This window comes from Neorhizobium tunisiense (assembly GCF_039631515.1).
Classification (GTDB): Bacteria; Pseudomonadota; Alphaproteobacteria; order Rhizobiales; family Rhizobiaceae; genus Neorhizobium.
Window position 1 is genome coordinate 1,160,891 of sequence record NZ_JBDIUU010000001.1, and the last position, 16,238, is coordinate 1,177,128.

Below are 16,238 nucleotides of genomic sequence, written 5' to 3' on the forward strand. Positions count from 1 at the left end.
GACGACGAACTCTAATTTACCCCCTGCCCCGCCCGTCGCCGCCCGAAGGCCTCAGGCCTCGTCGCCGGGGGAGCGGGCCCAGTCCATGTAGAGTTCCAGCGCCTTGCGGGCGACCGGGCCTTCCTGGAGCTGGCGTTCCTCGAAGCGGTTGACCGGCACGATCTTGGAATAGTTGCCGGAGGTGAAGATCTCGTCGGCATCCATGAAATCCGCGACCGTCAGCGTCGTCTCGCGCACGTCGAAACCGCCGCGGCGCAGCAGGCCGATGACGCGCGAGCGGGTGATGCCGGCAAGGAAGGTGCCGTTGGCGATCGGCGTCATGATCACCCCGTCCTTGACCATGAAGATGTTCGAGGAGGCGGTCTCGGCGACATTGCCGTTCATGTCGCGGGCGAGCGCATTGTCGAAGCCGCGGCTGCGGGCTTCCATGATCATGCGGCCGCTATTGGGATAAAGGCTGCCGGTCTTGGCGCCGGTGATCGCCACTTCCGGGTTCGGGCGGCGATAGGGCGAGACGGTCAGCGACGAGGGTTTGGCGGTCTGCATCGGTGCCTCGAACAGGCAGAGCGCAAAACGGGTCGATTCCGGATCGGCGGTGACGACGCTGTAGGGCATGCCGTGTTCGGACCAGTACATCGGCTTGATGTAGATCGCCGTCTTGCCGTCGAACTTCTTGACGCCCTCCCAGGCGAGCGCCTCGATCTCCTCTGCCTGCATCACCGGCTGCATGCCCATGTTCGTGGCCGATCGGTTGACGCGCTGGCAATGCAGGTCGATGTCCGGCGCGATGCCGTCGAACCAACGGGCGCCGTCGAACACGGTGGAGCCGAGCCACATGGCATGCGAGGTTGGGCCGATCAGCTTCGGATTGCCCTCCAGCCATTCGCCGTCCACGAAGGTCCAGGTGGTGGTGCGGGGGGCGGTGTTGACGGACATGGCGGTCTCCTTAACGCTTCAAAATTGCGGGGTGAGTGAAGTCCGGCCCCGCCGCCGAGGTCAAGCGATAATATGAAATGGATCATCACAAAAATTGATATTTTTGACCATGGTGACCGGCGCGGCGGAGTGCCATGTTCCAGCGAGGCATCATTCCAGGAAGACAGCCCAGGAAGACAGCGATGGCGTGGTCGGCGGAGCAATATGTGAAATTCGAGGACGAGCGGACGCGCCCGGCGCGCGATCTTCTGGCGCAGGTGCCGCCCGGCTCGGTGGCCCGCGCCTACGACCTCGGCTGTGGGCCAGGCAATTCGACGGAGCTGATCGCGGAGCGTTTCGGAGCGGCCAATGTCGCCGGCCTCGACAGTGACGACAACATGCTGACGGCTGCCCGCAAGCGCCTGCCAGGCACGACATTCCTGAAGGCGGATCTCAACAGCTGGGTGCCGGAAGAGCCGGCCGACCTGCTTTACGCCAATGCGGTGTTCCAGTGGGTGCCGGACCATATTTCCGTGCTCGCCCGGCTGATGGACCACCTGAGACCCGGCGGCGTGCTGGCGGTACAGATGCCGGACAACCTCTCCGAACCCAGCCATGTGCTGATGGAAGAAACCGGTGCGACCGGCCCGTGGAAGGCGGCCTTCGAAGGCGGCCGAGTACGCCGGGCGACGCTGCCGCCGCCGGCCGACTATTTCAACCGGCTGATGCCGAAATCGGCCCGCGTCGATGTCTGGCACACGGTCTATTACCACCCGCTTGTCGATGCGCCCGCGATCGTCGAATGGGTCCAGGCGACCGGGCTTCGGCCCTATCTCGACGCAGCCGGCCCCGAGCATCGGCAAGCCTTCGCGGCGGATTATACCGCCCGCATCGCCAAGGCCTATCCGCCAATGGCCGACGGGCGGGTGCTGTTGCGCTTCCCGCGGTTCTTCATCATCGCGGTGAAGGCCTGAAGAAGATCGTCAAGGAGTACCCGGCGGCGGAGCCAGCGGGTTTTGCGGCTGAGGCTGCGTGACTTCCATCCGGCCGAGGCCGGCATCGTTCATCCAGATGATGCTCAGGACACAACCGACCAGGATCAACAGCACCGCGATAAAAAGCCAACGCATCAGTTCAGTAACTCCGCTCTTCAGTCATCGAGAAAGTTTCCAGACGGAAACATTCCGTGATCCTTGGAGCAAAACATCTGGGCGTCGGTGCGGCAACGCAGCAAATCGGCGATCCCGAGACAGCAAAACGGAGAACCAGGCCGCCGAAACAGCCGGAAAACAGGAGGGAACGGGCCGGGAAACAGGTTGACTCGGCTCCGGTGCGCTTGCACTCTTCAGCCTTGCCACTTTCCTCGTCCTGCCGAAAAGCCGTTCGAAGCCATGCCGAAACCATCCACGTTGTCGCTCACCCAGGATCTCGTCGACCTCTGCTTTCGCGAGGAGACCGATCCCGGCCCGCCCGCCACCTGGGAGCCGCTGACCGACGACGACTACATACAGATCGCCGATCGCCTGGCGGCGGAAGTCGGCGAGGATCCGCTCTGGGTGTTCGCCTATGGCTCGCTGATCTGGAAACCGGGCTTCGACAGCATCGCCTGCCAGCGGGCGGCCGCCTATGGCTGGCATCGCTCCTTTTCGCTCAGGATCGAGCGCGGCCGCGGCTCGCCGGCACAGCCGGGGCTGATGATGATGCTGTCGCGCGGCGGCCGCTGCGACGGGGTGATCTATCAGGTTGCCGACGACGACAAGCGCGTCCAGATCGAAAAAGCGTTGCGCCGCGAGATCAGCCATCGCGACAGCCTTGCCTCGTTCCGCTGGCTGCCGGTGCGGACCCAGGCCGGCGAGACCGTGCGGGCGCTGACCTTCTGGGTGGGCGGTACCAGCAGGCGTATCGTCCGGCCGTTATTGCCGCTCGACGAGGTGGCAAGGGTTTTGGCGCGCGCCTGCGGGCATCGGGGATCGTGTGCCGAATATCTCTACAATACCGTCGTGCATCTCGCCGAATTCGGCATCTACGACCGCAATCTCTGGCGGCTGCAGGAAATGGTAGCGGAGGAGATCCGGGGGATGCACGTGCGGGAGAAGGTGGAAGCGGTCGGCGTGGTGGCATGAGCCGAGAGACGGTGCCGTGTCCGCCCCGGCGATCTCGGCAGACCCGGACTGTGCCATAGCCCACAAAACCGATTGCAAAAAGCAATCGGCTCGGTTATCCATAAACCAGTTTCACTTCGCAATCGGTTATGGGAGGCCATCATGCGTCCGGTTCTGTATTCGCATCCATTCTCGTCCTACTGCCAGAAGGTGCTGACCGCGCTCTATGAGAACGGTACCGAGTTCGACACCCGCATGCTCGGGCCGGAGGATCCTTCGGCCTACGAAGACCTCTGCAGCATGTGGCCGGTAAAGCGCTTCCCGGTCCTGCTCGACGGCGAGAAACGGGTCTTCGAATCGTCGATCGTCATCGAATATCTGGGCGTCCATTATCCCGGACCGGTAAAACTGATCCCCACCGACGCGGATGCTGCGCTCGATGTGCGGATGATGGACCGTTTCTTCGACAACTACATTTCCACCCCGCAGCAGAAGGTGGTGTTCAACGCCATCCGGCCGGAAGAACACCGCGATCCATACGGCGTCACGGAAGCGCGCGGCATGCTGGACGCCGCCTATGGCTGGCTTGACGAGCGGATGGCGGGCCGGGAATGGGCGGCGGCCGATGCGTTCAGCCTGGCCGATTGCGCCGCGGCGCCTGCCCTCTTCTACGCGGACTGGACGCACCCGATCGGCGAGCAGTTTGCCAATGTGCGGGCCTATCGCAGCCGGCTGCTCGCCCGGCCGTCTTTTGCGCGTGCGGTGGACGAGGCGCGGCCCTATCGCTCGTTCTTCCCGCTCGGTGCGCCGGACAGGGACTAGGACGGGTCGGCGGAGTGGGCGCCTAGCCTTCAGAACATGCTGTCATTGGCGATCGGCAGGCCGCGCATCGCGGCATAAACCCGCCATACCTCGTGGCGCAGGACCGCGCTCGGACGCACACCGCCGCTGCCGTAATTCTTGTACTTGTCGCGATAGGCTTCCATGAAAACCGTCACCGCCTCGATGACGTCGGCATGCAGTTCCGCCCTGCGGCGCAGTTCCTCCCTCTCTGAACGCAGGCTTTCAAAGTTCTGAACAAGCAGCAGCAGGTCCTCCATCGACATGGCGACATGCGAGCGATCGGCCGAAGCGGCAGCCACCTCCGCCCGGATGCGGGCGATGATTTCATTCAGCTGGTCATTCATGGGATTAGATTCTCCTAGTCCCGCCGATGTGGGTGCCAAAATTGACCAATGCAAGGCGAAACTGTGGCCCGAAAGACACGTTTGCCGATCAACACGACCAGAACGGTCTCTTAAAGTCGCGCCGCGAGGAAGTCGATATAGGTGCGGATGCGCAGGGCGAGGTGCTCGTGGCCGGCATAAACGGCGTGGATTTCCTCGATGTCCTCCGGGTTGAAATCCTCCAGAACCGGTACGAGGCGGCCGGCCTCGATATCCGGCTCCACATGGAAACGCCCGACCCGGCCGATGCCGAGGTGATCCAGGCAGAACTGCCGGATGATCGAGCCGTTGCTCGCCTTCAGGCTTCCGGAAACCGGCAGCAGCTCCCGGGCGCCGGTTTCCGGATCACGAAAAGGCCAGCCTTCGACCGCCCGCCGGAAATTGAAATTGATGCAGTTGTGATCGATGAGCTCGGCCGGCGTCTTCGGCACGCCGTGGCGCTCCAGATAGCCCGGCGATGCGATCACCACCTGGCGGCTCTCGCCGAGCTTTCGCGCCGTCAGCGACGAATTGCGCATCGGCCCGTGGCGGATGGCGATATCGACCCGCTCGCGGATGAGATCGACGATATCGTCGGTGAGGGTGATATCGAGCTGCACATCCGGGAAAAGCTGCTGGAACTCGCAGGTAAGCGGCAGGACATAACGCTCGCCGAAGCCGACCGAAGCGTTGATCGACAGCGGCCCGCGCGGCAGCGTCCGGCCGCCGCCGGAGACCATCTCTTCCGTATCGGCGATCTCGGCAAGAATGCGCTGCGCCCGCGCCAGATAGGTCTCCCCCTCCGGCGTCAGCTGAAGCATGCGGGTGGAGCGGACCACGAGGCGGGCGCCGAGCCTGTCTTCCAGGCGCGTGACCAGCTTGCTGACGGCGGACGGGGAGAGTTTCAGCTTACGGCCGGCCGCCGAGAAGCTTTTCAGCTCGGCGGCAAGGGCAAAGACTTCCATTTCACCGGCGCGGTTGTCCATTTGAGCTCGCTTTCAGATTTCGATCATTTCAGTTGTGCCGTGGCGCCCCCTCTGGCCTGCCGGCCATCTCCCCACAAGTGAGGAGATTGGCTGGGCGCCGGCTTCGCGTGGAGCCCCTCCCCCTTGTGGGGAGGGGTTGGGGAGGGGTCTTCACTCCGCATCAAAACCCCTCCCGCCTGCCGGCCACCCTCCCCACAAGGGGGAGGGTTATGGATGCCGCGCCCTCTTCCCTCGTCTGCAAGATCGCCCAGGCGCGATGATCATGCCGCTTGTGATCTCCCCACCTGTAGGGGAGATGGCCGGCAGGCCAGAGGGGGCGGTCTTGCTCCACCGACGTCATCACCTGTGACTTCACTTCACAAATGATTATCCGCTTATGCGGCTACACAGGCAAGTCCTCCGCGCCGATATTGCGGTGCATCAACTCAATCCCCTCCTCCCAAGGATCAGGACCAAGCCAATGCCTCTCGCTCTCTACGCGCTGACGGCCGGTGCCTTCGGCATCGGGGTCACCGAATTCGTCATCATGGGCCTCTTGATCGATGTCAGCGCCGATCTCGGCGTGTCGATCTCGGCCGCCGGCCTGCTGATTTCCGGCTACGCGCTCGGCGTCGTCGCCGGCGCCCCCATTCTCGGCGCAATCGCCGGCAAATGGTCGCGCAAGACCCTGCTGATGAGCCTGATGGTGGTGTTCACCGTCGGCAATCTCGCCTGTGCGCTCGCACCGGACTACTGGACGCTGATGGCCGCCCGCGTGCTCACCGCATTCGCGCACGCCTCGTTCTTCGGCGTCGGTTCAGTGGTCGCCACCAGCCTCGTCGCCCCGAACAAGAAGGCGTCCGCCATCGCCATCATGTTCACCGGCCTCACCGTCGCCAACATTCTCGGCGTGCCGTTCGGCACCTGGCTCGGCCAGGCCTATGGCTGGCGCTCGACCTTCTTTGCCGTCACCCTGATCGGCGTCGTGGCGCTCGCCGTCATCGCGCTGTTCGTCCCGAAGGACAAGGCTGCGGACGACCAGGAGGAAAGCTCGCAGGGTGCGCTTGCCGTGCTCGGCCGCCGCCCGGTCCTGCTCGGGCTTTTGATCACCGTCTTGAGCTGGGTCGGCGTGTTTGCGGGGTTCACCTATATCGCTCCGATCCTCACCGAGGTCACCGGCTTTTCGGAAGCCGCCGTCTCGCCGATCCTGCTCGTCTTCGGCGGCGGACTGGTGATCGGCAACCTGGCCGGCGGCTGGCTGGCAGACCGGCATCTGGTGCCGACCATCGTCGCCAGCCTGATCGCGCTGTCCGTCGTGCTTCTGGGCCTGACCGCAGCGATCCACCAGCCGATACTGGCCGTCATCGCCATCGGCCTGTTCGGCGCCGCAGCCTTCGCCACTGTCTCGCCGCTGCAGATGTGGGTGCTGCAGAAGGCCGAAGGTGCCGGCCAGGGGCTGGCCTCGTCGTTCAACATCGCCGCCTTCAATCTCGGCAATGCGATCGGCGCCTGGCTCGGCGGCATGGTCATCGACCATGGCCCGGGTCTCGGCTCGGTCACCCTGATCGCCGGCCTGGTGCCGCTCGCAGCGCTTGCCGTCGCCCTCTTCGCCATCCGGCTGGACAAGCGCCAGATCGCCATCAGCGGCGCTTCTGCCCTCTCCTCCCCTGCCGAATAATTTTTGCACCCAAGGAACACGACCATGGAATATCGCAATCTCGGACAATCCGGCCTCAAGGTGCCGGTGCTCAGCTTCGGAGCCGGCACATTCGGCGGTTCCGGCCCGCTGTTCAGCCACTGGGGCACGACAGATGTCGAAGAGGCCCGCCGCCTCGTCGACATCTGCCTGGAGGCCGGCGTCAACCTGTTCGACACGGCCGACGTCTATTCGAACGGCGCTTCGGAAGAGGTGCTCGGCCAGGCGATCAAGGGCCGGCGCGACGAGGTGCTGATCTCCACCAAGGCCAGCCTGCCGACCGGCGACGGGCCGAACGACTGGGGCTCGTCGCGCTCCCGCCTGATCCGCTCCGTGGAGGCCGCGCTGAAGCGGCTCGGCACCGACCATATCGACATCTTCCAGCTGCACGCCTTTGATGCCTCGACGCCGGTGGAGGAAGTGGTCTCGACGCTCGACCAGCTCGTGAAGGACGGCAAGCTGCGTTATATCGGCGTTTCCAACTTCTCCGGCTGGCAGATCATGAAGTCGCTGGCGGCGGCCGAGAGGCATGGGCTGACCCGCTATGTGGCGAACCAGGTCTATTATTCGCTGATCGGCCGCGATTACGAATGGGACCTGATGCCGCTCGGCCAGGACCAGGGGCTCGGCGCACTGGTCTGGAGCCCGCTCGGCTGGGGCCGCCTCACCGGCAAGATCAGCCGCGGCAAGCCGATCCCGCAAGGCAGCCGGCTGCATGAGACGGCGGATTTCGGCCCGCCGGTGGAGGACGAACTGCTTTACCGGGTGGTCGATGCGCTGCAGGCGGCGGCTGACGAAACCGGCAAGAGCGTGCCGCAGGTGGCGATCAACTGGCTGACCAGCCGGCCGACCGTTTCCTCGGTCATCATCGGCGCCCGCAACGAGGAGCAGCTTCGCCAGAATCTTAGGGCCGTCGGCTGGTCGCTGACGGCAGAGCAGATCGGCAGGCTCGATGCGGCCAGTGCCGTCACTGCCCCCTACCCGCATTTCCCCTATCGGCGGCAGGAGGGCTTTGCCCGCCTCAATCCGCCCATCTCCGGCTGACGCCCCCGAAAACTCGGGTGGTTGATCCGTCACCGAATCGGTCCATGTAATAGGGGCCTCATTCCGCCCGGCCGTTTGCCGGGCTTTTCTTCAGGAGTTCGATATGTTCACAGTCAGCGCCAATGGCGCCAACATCCCCGCCCTCGGCTTCGGCACATTCCGCATGCCCGACGAGGACGTCGCCCGCGTGCTGCCGGAAGCCCTGAAGCTCGGTTTTCGCCATGTGGATACCGCGCAGATCTACAAGAACGAAGCGGCCGTCGGCGACGTGTTGTCCAAGTCCCGCATCCCGCGCGCCGACATCTTTCTCACCACCAAGGTCTGGGTCGATCGCGTCGGCCATGCCGCCTTCATCGCCTCGGTCGATGAGAGCCTGGCCAAGCTGAAGACCGACTATGTCGACCTGCTTCTCCTCCACTGGCCGCAGAGCGAAATGCCGCTCGCCGACCGCATGGGCGCGCTGAACGAGTTGAAAAAGGCCGGCAAGGTCAGGAATATCGGGGTCTCCAACTTTTCGACCGCGCTGATCGCCGAGGCGGTGAAGCTTTCGGATGCCCCGCTTGCCACCAACCAGGTGGAATACCATCCCTATCTCGACCAGACCAAGGTTCTGGCCGAGGTCGCCAGGCACGGCATGTCGCTGACCGCCTATTACCTGATGGCGAACGGCGCGGTGCCGGGCGACGAAGTGCTGAAGGATATCGGCTCCAGGCACGGCAAGACGGCCGCGCAGGTGACGCTGCGCTGGGCGATCCAGCAGAAGGACGTAATCGCGCTTTCCAAGACCGCGACCGTTTCCCGTCTGCCGGAAAATTTCGACGTGTTCGATTTCGCGCTGTCGGAAGAGGAAATGCAGGCGATCCACGCGCTCGCCAAGCCGACCGGCCGCATCGTCAGCCCGGGGCACCTTGCGCCGGAATGGGATGTTTGACCTTCATCGACAAAGCCGACACGATGCGCCGGGGATCTCCGGCGCATTTTTCGTTTCTAGAGGAAAGCCAATGACCGAGAGCAAAAAGCCTATGGCCCACAACTCACTGGCCATTGAGGATGACGCGCCGGATTTGACGGAAAGCCCGTGGGCGGAAAAACTCGCAGCTGCGCCGGTCGTCCCTGGTCGTTCGGGCTGGCAGTCCCGTATTAACGACGTCCTGAGGGCATGGCTCGCCAGGAGGTGAGAAAGGCCGCCGGAAAGATCCGGAGGCCTTCCTTGGTCAAAGCCAGCCTCTCCGCTTGAAATACAGATAGGGCATGGCCATCGAGAAGATCATCAGCGCGATCGCGGCGTGATAGCCGTAGTGCCATTGCAGTTCCGGCTGGTAGGCGAAGTTCATGCCGTAGATCGAGGCGACCAGGGTCGGCGGCAGGAAAACGACCGAGGCGACCGAGAAGATCTTGATGATCTGGTTCTGCTCGAGATTGATCAGTCCCAGCGTCGCATCCAGCAGGAAATTGATCTTGCCGGACAGGAAAGCCGAGTGGTCGCCGAGCGAGGTGGCGTCCCGCTGCAGCAGTTTCAGGCGCTGGCGCAGTTCCTTCGGCAGCTTGCGGTCGACGCCGTCGAGGGCTGCGTAATAGGCCACGACTCTGGAGACGCTGACGAGGCTTTCGCGCACGACGGTGATGAACTCGCCCTTCTGGCCGACCTCGCGGATGAGGTCCTGCAGGTCGCGGGTCTTCTTGTTGGCCTTGGCGGCCTTGGTCGAAAAGACTTCCTGCGAAATCTGGTCGATCTCGGTGCCGAGCCGTTCCAGCGTGTCGGCCATGCGGTCGATGATCGCCTCGATCAGGCCGGTCATGATCAGCTCGCCGTAACCGCAATGCAGGCCCGCGCCGTTCGGCTTGCGGGCGCGCGCCATGAAGGCATCGAAGGGGCGCGGCTCGGCATAACGGACGGTGACCAGGACCTGGCCCTTGACGATGAAGGTGACCGGAACTTTTCGCGGCGTGCCGGCATCGGGCCTGGTCAGCACCGTCATGGTCATGAACTCGGCGCCATCCTCCTGGTAGAGGCGGGCGGAGAGTTCGATATCCTCCATCTCGTCCATGGTCGGCACGGTGATGCCGAGGCGCTCGCCGACGATGCGCTCCTCGTCGGGCGTCGGGCTGACGAGGTCATACCAGACGACTGCAGGAGTTGCGGGGGCGGACGTGACCGGTGCCGACGGATCGGTAGCGACCGGCGCTGCGGCAACGGCCGGCACATCGGAGGCGACGGAAACAAGACGATCGAGGTCGTAGGCATGGATGCGCAGCATGACGGCTCCTTTTTCGGACCATCGGTCCCTTCGGAGCACGCATCCTTTCGAGAAGGACTAGAGCCCCGGAGGAACGGGTCGGTATGATGACGTCGAACTTCGACTGTCGGGGTTCATCTCAATTGTCCTTTGAAAGAGTGGCGCCCGGTCGGGCGTCACTTCGCTTTGGAAATGTGCCTTAAAGGACGAAAAGTCAATGGCTTTTCTGTCGCAGCCGCAGGGCCTCCGGATTAACAATTGGAAAGGCTTAACTTCACTCCGGAGAGACCGGATGATGGAGGAAGGTTGGCCAGCCCAGAGCCAAACCGAATGATCGACCCGGTCATCTCGTGACACGGAAATCGACCGGCTTTTCCGCGAGCGCCGTCGGCCGTCGCTCCACGCCGGAAACCGACGCGCCGGGCGGGCCATGCCGGAAACGCTCGATCATTTGCGATATGCCGGCGGGTGATCCGGTTATCAAAGCAAGGACGGAACCATCCCCCTCGTTGCGGACCCAGCCCGTCAAACCCAGCCGTTCCGCTTCCTCACGGGTCCAGGCACGGAAACCGACGCCTTGTACCCTTCCCGTTATCCGCACCATGACGGCCTCGTCATCATCGGACATGGCAACCTCCCATCTTGGGGCTACTCTCATTGACATGGAGAGTGCGAAACCCAGGACAAGCCCTGCAAGGTGCCGACAATATCCGATTGGCCCCTCGCCGGTCTCATCGCCCTGGATTCGACAAAAAAGCCGCCGGCCTCGCGGCCAGCGGCTTGATGTGTCGAAAGGTGCTGATCAGACGAACTGGCTGAGCCCAGGAACCGAAGCAATGACGGTATCGACCACCTCGTCGCCGGCGTGTTCGCGGGCGACAGCCATGGTTTCCTTGGCAAGGCCGGTGATTTCGCCCATGCCGAGACCCTGGCTCATCAGCTGCTGGCCGAGCGCCATGACGCCGCCGCCGAAGCTTGCCATCAGGCCGCCGAGGAGACCGCCGCCGCCGGCACCTTCGCCGTTGAACTTGGCGACCAGTTCGGAAGCGCCCGGGATAGCCTCGATCATCTTGGCGACCGCGCCGTCATCTGCCTCGCGCTGCAGGAAACCGAGCATCATGCCGATCGCCTTTTCGGCGACGTCAGGGGCAATGCCGACATTCTCGGCGACGCGGGAAACCAGTTCGTTCATCAATCTCTCCTGAAGGTTTTGACGTTCACGTCAAGGTAATACACACAGTCTTCGCCGAAGCCAACAGGGAGCGTCAAGCATCTCAAGACTTCATGCTTCGCCGGAACTCTCGCCCACGGTATCGGCCATGTGGGCGCCGCGAGCGCCCAAGGGTTTCGGCCTACCCGTGGTCGAATCGCGGGCGGCCTGGTGTTCGAGTTCGGCATTGATCCCGGCACCGACGATGATGACCGATGTTGATGTCCGGACCATGAAACAGATCGGCGCGCCGAGCGCGCCTTAGGTGGGGTGGCGTTGCAATCGGTAATATCCCCCAGTTAGACGGAAACTGCAATCGAGGCGGCGAGCCACAGGCGACGGCCGAGAATGCCGCTCCATCGCCACAGAGGCGCCGGAAGACGTCCTTCAGACCGAGGGCGGGGATTATTTCTTCCGGGCATTCGCCTCGCGGCCCCTGTTCCTTTCCAATGCGGCCGCCGTTTCGACGCTCGTCATGTCTACCCAGCTTTCCCATCGCGGACGAGCTTCAAGCAGTCTCGTTGCCGTTGCCCGGCGCCTCCGCACATCCTATAAGCAATGGGCAGAGAACGCGGTCAGGGAGCGCATAGTTGCATGGACGATACGGGAAAGCTCTTCATCGGCGGCAGCCGCAAGCCGGACGATTCGCTCAACAAATCTGAATATCTCGAATTGAAGTTCGGTAACCGCCACGGTCTCGTCACCGGCGCTACCGGCACCGGCAAGACGGTGACCCTGCAGGTGCTCGCCGAGGGTTTTTCCAAGGCCGGCGTGCCCGTGTTCGCCGCCGACATCAAGGGGGATCTCTCCGGCATCGCCATGAAGGGAGAGTCGAAGGATTTCCTCCTCAAGCGTGCCGAGCAGATCGGCTTTGCGGACTATGATTTCGAACAGTTCCCGGTGATTTTCTGGGATCTGTTCGGCGAAAAGGGCCACCGGGTGCGCACCACCATTGCCGAGATGGGCCCGCTCCTGCTGTCGCGCCTGATGGACGCGTCCGAGCCGCAGGAAGGCGTCATCAACATCGCCTTCAAGATCGCCGACAAGGCGAACCTGCCGCTGCTCGACCTCAAGGATTTCGCCTCCCTGCTGAACTACATGGCGGAGAATGCCAGCGAGCTTTCCAGCCAGTTCGGGCTGATCTCGAAGGCGTCCGTCGCCTCGATCCAGCGTGGGCTGCTGGTGCTGGAACAGCAGGGCGCCGAGCATTTCTTCGGCGAACCGGCGCTGAAGATTTCAGACATCATGCGCACCAACCCGAACAACGGCTACGGGCAGATCTCGGTGCTGGCCGCCGACAAGCTGATGATGAACCCCAGGCTTTACGCCACCTTCCTCCTGTGGCTGCTCTCGGAACTGTTCGAGGAGCTGCCGGAAGTGGGCGATCCGGCCCAGCCGAAGCTGGTATTCTTCTTCGACGAGGCGCATCTCCTGTTCAACGACGCGCCGAAGGTGCTGACCGAGCGCGTCGAACAGGTGGTGCGGCTGATCCGCTCCAAGGGCGTCGGCGTCTATTTCGTTACCCAGAACCCGCTCGACGTGCCTGAAACCGTGCTCGCCCAGCTCGGCAACCGGGTGCAGCATGCGCTCCGCGCCTATACCCCGCGCGAGCAGAAGGCGGTGAAGACGGCTGCCGACACGTTCCGCCCTAATCCGGATTTCGACTGCGCCACCGCGATCACCAATCTCGGCACCGGCGAGGCGCTGGTCTCGACGCTCGAAGGCAAGGGCGCGCCTTCGATGGTGGAACGCACGCTGGTGCGTCCACCCTCCGGCCGCATCGGCCCGCTTTCCGATCCGGAGCGGCAGACGATCATGGACCGCAGCCCGTTACTCGGCCTCTATGACGAGGACCTCGACCGCGAATCCGCCTTCGAAATCCTCGCCGCCCGCGCCAAGCAGGCCGCCGATGCCGCGGCCGCCAGGAAGGCGCAGGACGAGCTGCAGTCCGCCCCGCCCGCCGGCTCCGGAGAAACGACCGGCTGGACGCTGCCGGGCTTCGGCGGCAAGGACGACGACGACGACGATCGCAACCGGCCCCAGCCGCGCCGCTCCGGCTATCAGCGCGAGACGATCATCGAAGCGGCGATGAAGAGCGTGACGCGGACGGTTGCGACGCAGGTGGGACGGGCGATCGTGCGGGGGATTTTGGGGAGCTTGAAGCGGTAGTTTTGGGGCAGACGGGTAGATTGCTACCGAGTACGATCATAGACGTTGAGCGGCTGGGCCTACCCCCTCTGCCCTGCCGGGCATCTCCCCCACAAGGAGGGAGATCGGATGGGGCTTGCGGCCCTGCCCTAATCAACATGCAGACTTGGCGATAGATTGCGGACGCGGTCCAATGGGCAGTTGAGAGCCGGCCTCTGGCCAATCTCCCCCCTTGTGGGGGAGATGCCCGGCAGGGCAGAGGGGGGTGCGCCGCGCCACGAAGCCGATCGGGCTTTACGTCGACCTCGATTCCTTACCGCTTGCGCACAAACTCCGTCCGCAGCACCAGGCCCTTGATGGCGTCGTGGCGGCAGTCGATCTCTTCGGGGTTGTCGGTCAGCCTGATCGACTTGATAACCGTGCCCTGCTTCAGGGTCTGCCCTGCGCCCTTGACCTTCAGGTCCTTGATGAGGGTGACGGAATCGCCGTCCTTCAGCACGTTTCCGGACGCATCGAGTACCTCGACGGCACCCGCGGCTGCGGCCGCGGCCAGCTCCGAAGCCGGGCGCCACTCGCCGGTCGCTTCGTCATAAACGTATTCGTCGTCATCGCCTGCCATCGGCGTCTCTCCTGAAATCAACAATTCGCCGGTCCGGCGTGGCCGCTTATACCAGCCGAACCGTCCTGAGCAAGCCTGCGGCGCCAGGGCAGACCACACATCGTCCCGTTGCATTCGCTTGAGGGCAATGGTATTTCTCTGACGTGCTTTTCAAGAGAAAGGAGGGTCACGTGCACAATTTCTATTTCCGGTACCACCGGACACATGGCCCCGTCGACGCCCTGCAAACGCATTTGCAGGGCTGACCAGAGGCCGTTTCTCTCAAAGCTTCCCCTTCCTGGTCTGCCCTTGGTGGCCGCAGCGCCGAGTTTTTCGCTCGTGCGTGTTCGCGATTTTCACATGCTGCAAGCGACTGCATCGATCATGGCCCGAGCGCCATCGATGCCCTGCGCCTGCGGCCAAGACCAGAGAACGACAATGAGCCTCATCAACCTCCGCAATCTTGGAATTACCCTGTCCAGCCCGCTGTTTTCCGGGCTTAACCTCACCGTCAATGCCGGCGACCGGATCGGCATCGTCGCCGCCAACGGGCGCGGCAAATCCACGCTCCTGAAATGCATAGCCGGCACGCTTGACGCGACCGAGGGCGAGATCACCCGAAGCCGCGGGCTGGCGATCGGCATGGTGGAGCAGAACGTGCCCCCTGCCCTGATGCCAGCGACCTTCCGCGATGCGGTGCTGAAGGCGCTGCCGGCGGACCAGGTCGAGAGCGAAAGCTGGCGCGCCGACGTGGCGCTCGAAGGGATGGAGGTGCCGGAGGAGTTGCGCGAGCGGCCGCTTTCCGCGCTGAGCGGCGGCTGGCAAAGACTGGCGCTGATCGCCCGGGCCTGGGTGACGGAGCCGGATGTGCTTTTGCTCGATGAGCCGACCAACCATCTCGACCTTGCCAAGATCGCACTTCTGGAAGACTGGCTGAACGCCCTGCCCCGCGACACGCCGGTGATCCTGTCGAGCCACGACCGCGCGTTTCTCGACGCCGTCACCAACCGCACGCTTTTTCTGCGGCCGGAGAATTCTCAAGGTTTTTCCTTACCTTACAGCCGGGCACGGATGGCGCTGGATGAGGCGGACGCGGCGGATGCGAAGCGTTACGAGCGGGACATGAAGACGGCCGACCAGCTGCGCCGGCAGGCGGCCAAGCTCAAGAATATCGGCATCAATTCGGGCAGCGACCTGCTCGTGGTCAAGACCAGGCAGCTGAAGGAGCGGGCCGAAAAGCTGGAGGACGCGGCAAGGCCGGCGCATCTGGAACGCTCGGCCGGCGCCATCCGCCTCGCCAATCGGGGTACCCATGCCAAGGTGCTGGTGACGCTGGAGGATGCGGCGGTGACGACGCCGGACGGCACAATCCTGTTCAGGACCGGCAAGCAGTTCATCTGCCAGGGTGACCGGATCGTGCTGCTCGGCCGCAACGGCACCGGCAAGACGCGGCTGGTGACTATGCTGCGCCAGGCGATCACCGAGCCTTCCGTGACGGTCACCGGCATCAGGGCGACGCCGACGCTGATCCTCGGTTACGGCGACCAGTCGCTCACCGATCTCGACGACCGGCAGACGCCGCACGGAACGATCATCCACCGCTTCGACATCGGCGACCAGAGGGCCCGCTCGCTGCTGGCCGGTATCGGCATTACGGTGGAGATGCAGGCAAGGCCGGTCGGAGAGCTTTCGGGCGGACAGAAGGCGCGGCTCGGCCTCCTGGCGCTGCGGCTGCGCGAGCCGAATTTCTACCTGCTCGACGAACCGACCAACCATCTCGACATCGACGGGCAGGAAGCGCTCGAAGGCGAGCTGATGGCGCATCAGGCCAGCTGCCTGCTGGTTTCCCACGACCGCAGTTTCGTGCGCGCCGTCGGCACACGTTTCTGGGTGATCGACAGAAAGAAGCTGGTCGAGGTCGAGGGGCCGGACGAGTTTTTCGCGGCGAGCCGCGGCTGACGATCGCGGGGAAGCCTGCGCGTCCTTGCGGCTTCCCCGCGCCGAGCTGTCGCAAAAGCTCCTGCAATAACGGGATCTCCGGCTCCGATATTGCGACAGAGTTTTACAGGCGATTTCCTCCGGCGTCATGCCGGCCGAAGCGCGGGGGGAACGATCTTC

At 63.8% G+C, this 16,238-nt stretch carries 17 protein-coding genes and 1 pseudogene; 9 read left to right on the top strand and 9 right to left on the bottom strand.

Annotated features, from left to right (window positions below):
* Nucleotides 1–51 precede the first annotated feature (51 nt).
* Nucleotides 52–936, bottom strand: coding sequence for a branched-chain amino acid aminotransferase (locus ABCW43_RS06195; RefSeq protein WP_345922572.1), 885 nt, complete (start codon nt 934–936; stop codon nt 52–54).
* A 182-nt stretch (nt 937–1,118) separates the two neighbouring features.
* Here ABCW43_RS06195 and tam point away from each other — a divergent pair, with 182 nt between their 5' ends.
* Nucleotides 1,119–1,889, top strand: coding sequence for a trans-aconitate 2-methyltransferase (gene tam / locus ABCW43_RS06200; protein ID WP_345922573.1), 771 nt, complete (start codon nt 1,119–1,121; stop codon nt 1,887–1,889).
* Nucleotides 1,890–1,898: 9 nt separating this feature from the next.
* Here tam and ABCW43_RS06205 read toward each other — a convergent pair whose 3' ends face one another.
* Nucleotides 1,899–2,045 carry a hypothetical protein gene (locus ABCW43_RS06205; protein WP_210011060.1) on the bottom strand — a complete coding sequence of 49 codons (147 nt, stop codon included), beginning with the start codon at nt 2,043–2,045 and terminating at the stop codon, nt 1,899–1,901.
* Nucleotides 2,046–2,306: 261 nt separating this feature from the next.
* On the opposite strand from ABCW43_RS06205, the gene ABCW43_RS06210 reads away from it, so the two are divergent.
* Together ABCW43_RS06210 and ABCW43_RS06215 are read left to right on the top strand one after the other, a co-directional pair.
* Nucleotides 2,307–3,038, top strand: coding sequence for a gamma-glutamylcyclotransferase (locus tag ABCW43_RS06210; RefSeq protein WP_345922574.1), 732 nt, complete (start codon nt 2,307–2,309; stop codon nt 3,036–3,038).
* Between the two features lie 141 nt (nt 3,039–3,179).
* Complete coding sequence (locus ABCW43_RS06215) at nt 3,180–3,839, top strand: glutathione S-transferase family protein (RefSeq protein WP_345922575.1); 660 nt, start codon at nt 3,180–3,182, stop codon at nt 3,837–3,839.
* Nucleotides 3,840–3,868: 29 nt separating this feature from the next.
* Here ABCW43_RS06215 and ABCW43_RS06220 read toward each other — a convergent pair whose 3' ends face one another.
* A complete protein-coding gene (locus ABCW43_RS06220; RefSeq protein WP_345922576.1) occupies nt 3,869–4,204 on the bottom strand; it encodes a hypothetical protein in 336 nt (111 codons plus the stop codon).
* Nucleotides 4,205–4,314: 110 nt separating this feature from the next.
* Complete coding sequence (locus ABCW43_RS06225) at nt 4,315–5,208, bottom strand: LysR family transcriptional regulator (protein WP_345922577.1); 894 nt, start codon at nt 5,206–5,208, stop codon at nt 4,315–4,317.
* Nucleotides 5,209–5,668: 460 nt separating this feature from the next.
* On the opposite strand from ABCW43_RS06225, the gene ABCW43_RS06230 reads away from it, so the two are divergent.
* From ABCW43_RS06230 to ABCW43_RS06245, 4 genes are all read left to right on the top strand, one after another.
* The gene (locus tag ABCW43_RS06230; RefSeq protein ID WP_345922578.1) at nt 5,669–6,865 is read left to right on the top strand and encodes an MFS transporter; all 1,197 of its coding nucleotides are present in this window, start codon (nt 5,669–5,671) and stop codon (nt 6,863–6,865) included.
* A 24-nt stretch (nt 6,866–6,889) separates the two neighbouring features.
* Complete coding sequence (locus ABCW43_RS06235) at nt 6,890–7,927, top strand: aldo/keto reductase (protein ID WP_345922579.1); 1,038 nt, start codon at nt 6,890–6,892, stop codon at nt 7,925–7,927.
* 103 nt (nt 7,928–8,030) lie between these two features.
* A complete protein-coding gene (locus tag ABCW43_RS06240) occupies nt 8,031–8,858 on the top strand; it encodes an aldo/keto reductase (RefSeq protein WP_345922580.1) in 828 nt (275 codons plus the stop codon).
* A 70-nt stretch (nt 8,859–8,928) separates the two neighbouring features.
* Entirely contained in the window at nt 8,929–9,105 is a 177-nt protein-coding gene (locus ABCW43_RS06245) for a hypothetical protein (protein ID WP_345922581.1), read from the top strand.
* Between the two features lie 36 nt (nt 9,106–9,141).
* On the opposite strand, the gene ABCW43_RS06250 is transcribed toward ABCW43_RS06245, so the two are convergent.
* The 4 genes and pseudogenes from ABCW43_RS06250 to ABCW43_RS06265 all read right to left on the bottom strand — a co-directional run.
* Entirely contained in the window at nt 9,142–10,185 is a 1,044-nt protein-coding gene (locus tag ABCW43_RS06250) for a magnesium transporter CorA family protein (RefSeq protein ID WP_345922582.1), read from the bottom strand.
* A 322-nt stretch (nt 10,186–10,507) separates the two neighbouring features.
* Nucleotides 10,508–10,792 (bottom strand): acylphosphatase, encoded by a 285-nt coding sequence (locus ABCW43_RS06255; RefSeq protein ID WP_345922583.1) that lies wholly within the window; start codon nt 10,790–10,792, stop codon nt 10,508–10,510.
* A 174-nt stretch (nt 10,793–10,966) separates the two neighbouring features.
* Nucleotides 10,967–11,356, bottom strand: coding sequence for a hypothetical protein (locus ABCW43_RS06260; protein ID WP_007764435.1), 390 nt, complete (start codon nt 11,354–11,356; stop codon nt 10,967–10,969).
* A 90-nt stretch (nt 11,357–11,446) separates the two neighbouring features.
* A pseudogene (locus ABCW43_RS06265) lies at nt 11,447–11,635 on the bottom strand (ribonuclease); the annotation flags it as partial.
* Between the two features lie 333 nt (nt 11,636–11,968).
* Here ABCW43_RS06265 and ABCW43_RS06270 point away from each other — a divergent pair.
* Nucleotides 11,969–13,543, top strand: coding sequence for a helicase HerA-like C-terminal domain-containing protein (locus ABCW43_RS06270; RefSeq protein ID WP_345922585.1), 1,575 nt, complete (start codon nt 11,969–11,971; stop codon nt 13,541–13,543).
* 292 nt (nt 13,544–13,835) lie between these two features.
* Here ABCW43_RS06270 and ABCW43_RS06275 read toward each other — a convergent pair whose 3' ends face one another.
* Entirely contained in the window at nt 13,836–14,141 is a 306-nt protein-coding gene (locus ABCW43_RS06275; protein WP_345922586.1) for an alkylphosphonate utilization protein, read from the bottom strand.
* A gap of 417 nt (nt 14,142–14,558) precedes the next feature.
* Between ABCW43_RS06275 and ABCW43_RS06280 the strand changes: the two genes are divergently transcribed.
* Nucleotides 14,559–16,079 carry an ABC-F family ATP-binding cassette domain-containing protein gene (locus ABCW43_RS06280; RefSeq protein ID WP_345922587.1) on the top strand — a complete coding sequence of 507 codons (1,521 nt, stop codon included), beginning with the start codon at nt 14,559–14,561 and terminating at the stop codon, nt 16,077–16,079.
* Nucleotides 16,080–16,238 lie beyond the last annotated feature (159 nt).

Bases quoted from the DNA above. Each gene is read 5' to 3' on its own strand.
- ABCW43_RS06270 (WP_345922585.1), top strand. From the start codon at position 11,969: ATGGACGATACGGGAAAGCTCTTCATCGGCGGCAGCCGCAAGCCGGAC.
- ABCW43_RS06245 (WP_345922581.1), top strand. From the start codon at position 8,929: ATGACCGAGAGCAAAAAGCCTATGGCCCACAACTCACTGGCCATTGAG.
- tam (WP_345922573.1), top strand. From the start codon at position 1,119: ATGGCGTGGTCGGCGGAGCAATATGTGAAATTCGAGGACGAGCGGACG.
- ABCW43_RS06260 (WP_007764435.1), bottom strand. From the start codon at position 11,356: ATGAACGAACTGGTTTCCCGCGTCGCCGAGAATGTCGGCATTGCCCCT.
- ABCW43_RS06280 (WP_345922587.1), top strand. From the start codon at position 14,559: ATGAGCCTCATCAACCTCCGCAATCTTGGAATTACCCTGTCCAGCCCG.
- ABCW43_RS06195 (WP_345922572.1), bottom strand. From the start codon at position 936: ATGTCCGTCAACACCGCCCCCCGCACCACCACCTGGACCTTCGTGGAC.
- ABCW43_RS06225 (WP_345922577.1), bottom strand. From the start codon at position 5,208: ATGGACAACCGCGCCGGTGAAATGGAAGTCTTTGCCCTTGCCGCCGAG.
- ABCW43_RS06250 (WP_345922582.1), bottom strand. From the start codon at position 10,185: ATGCTGCGCATCCATGCCTACGACCTCGATCGTCTTGTTTCCGTCGCC.
- ABCW43_RS06230 (WP_345922578.1), top strand. From the start codon at position 5,669: ATGCCTCTCGCTCTCTACGCGCTGACGGCCGGTGCCTTCGGCATCGGG.
- ABCW43_RS06235 (WP_345922579.1), top strand. From the start codon at position 6,890: ATGGAATATCGCAATCTCGGACAATCCGGCCTCAAGGTGCCGGTGCTC.
- ABCW43_RS06275 (WP_345922586.1), bottom strand. From the start codon at position 14,141: ATGGCAGGCGATGACGACGAATACGTTTATGACGAAGCGACCGGCGAG.
- ABCW43_RS06210 (WP_345922574.1), top strand. From the start codon at position 2,307: ATGCCGAAACCATCCACGTTGTCGCTCACCCAGGATCTCGTCGACCTC.
- ABCW43_RS06205 (WP_210011060.1), bottom strand. From the start codon at position 2,045: ATGCGTTGGCTTTTTATCGCGGTGCTGTTGATCCTGGTCGGTTGTGTC.
- ABCW43_RS06220 (WP_345922576.1), bottom strand. From the start codon at position 4,204: ATGAATGACCAGCTGAATGAAATCATCGCCCGCATCCGGGCGGAGGTG.
- ABCW43_RS06240 (WP_345922580.1), top strand. From the start codon at position 8,031: ATGTTCACAGTCAGCGCCAATGGCGCCAACATCCCCGCCCTCGGCTTC.
- ABCW43_RS06215 (WP_345922575.1), top strand. From the start codon at position 3,180: ATGCGTCCGGTTCTGTATTCGCATCCATTCTCGTCCTACTGCCAGAAG.
- ABCW43_RS06255 (WP_345922583.1), bottom strand. From the start codon at position 10,792: ATGTCCGATGATGACGAGGCCGTCATGGTGCGGATAACGGGAAGGGTA.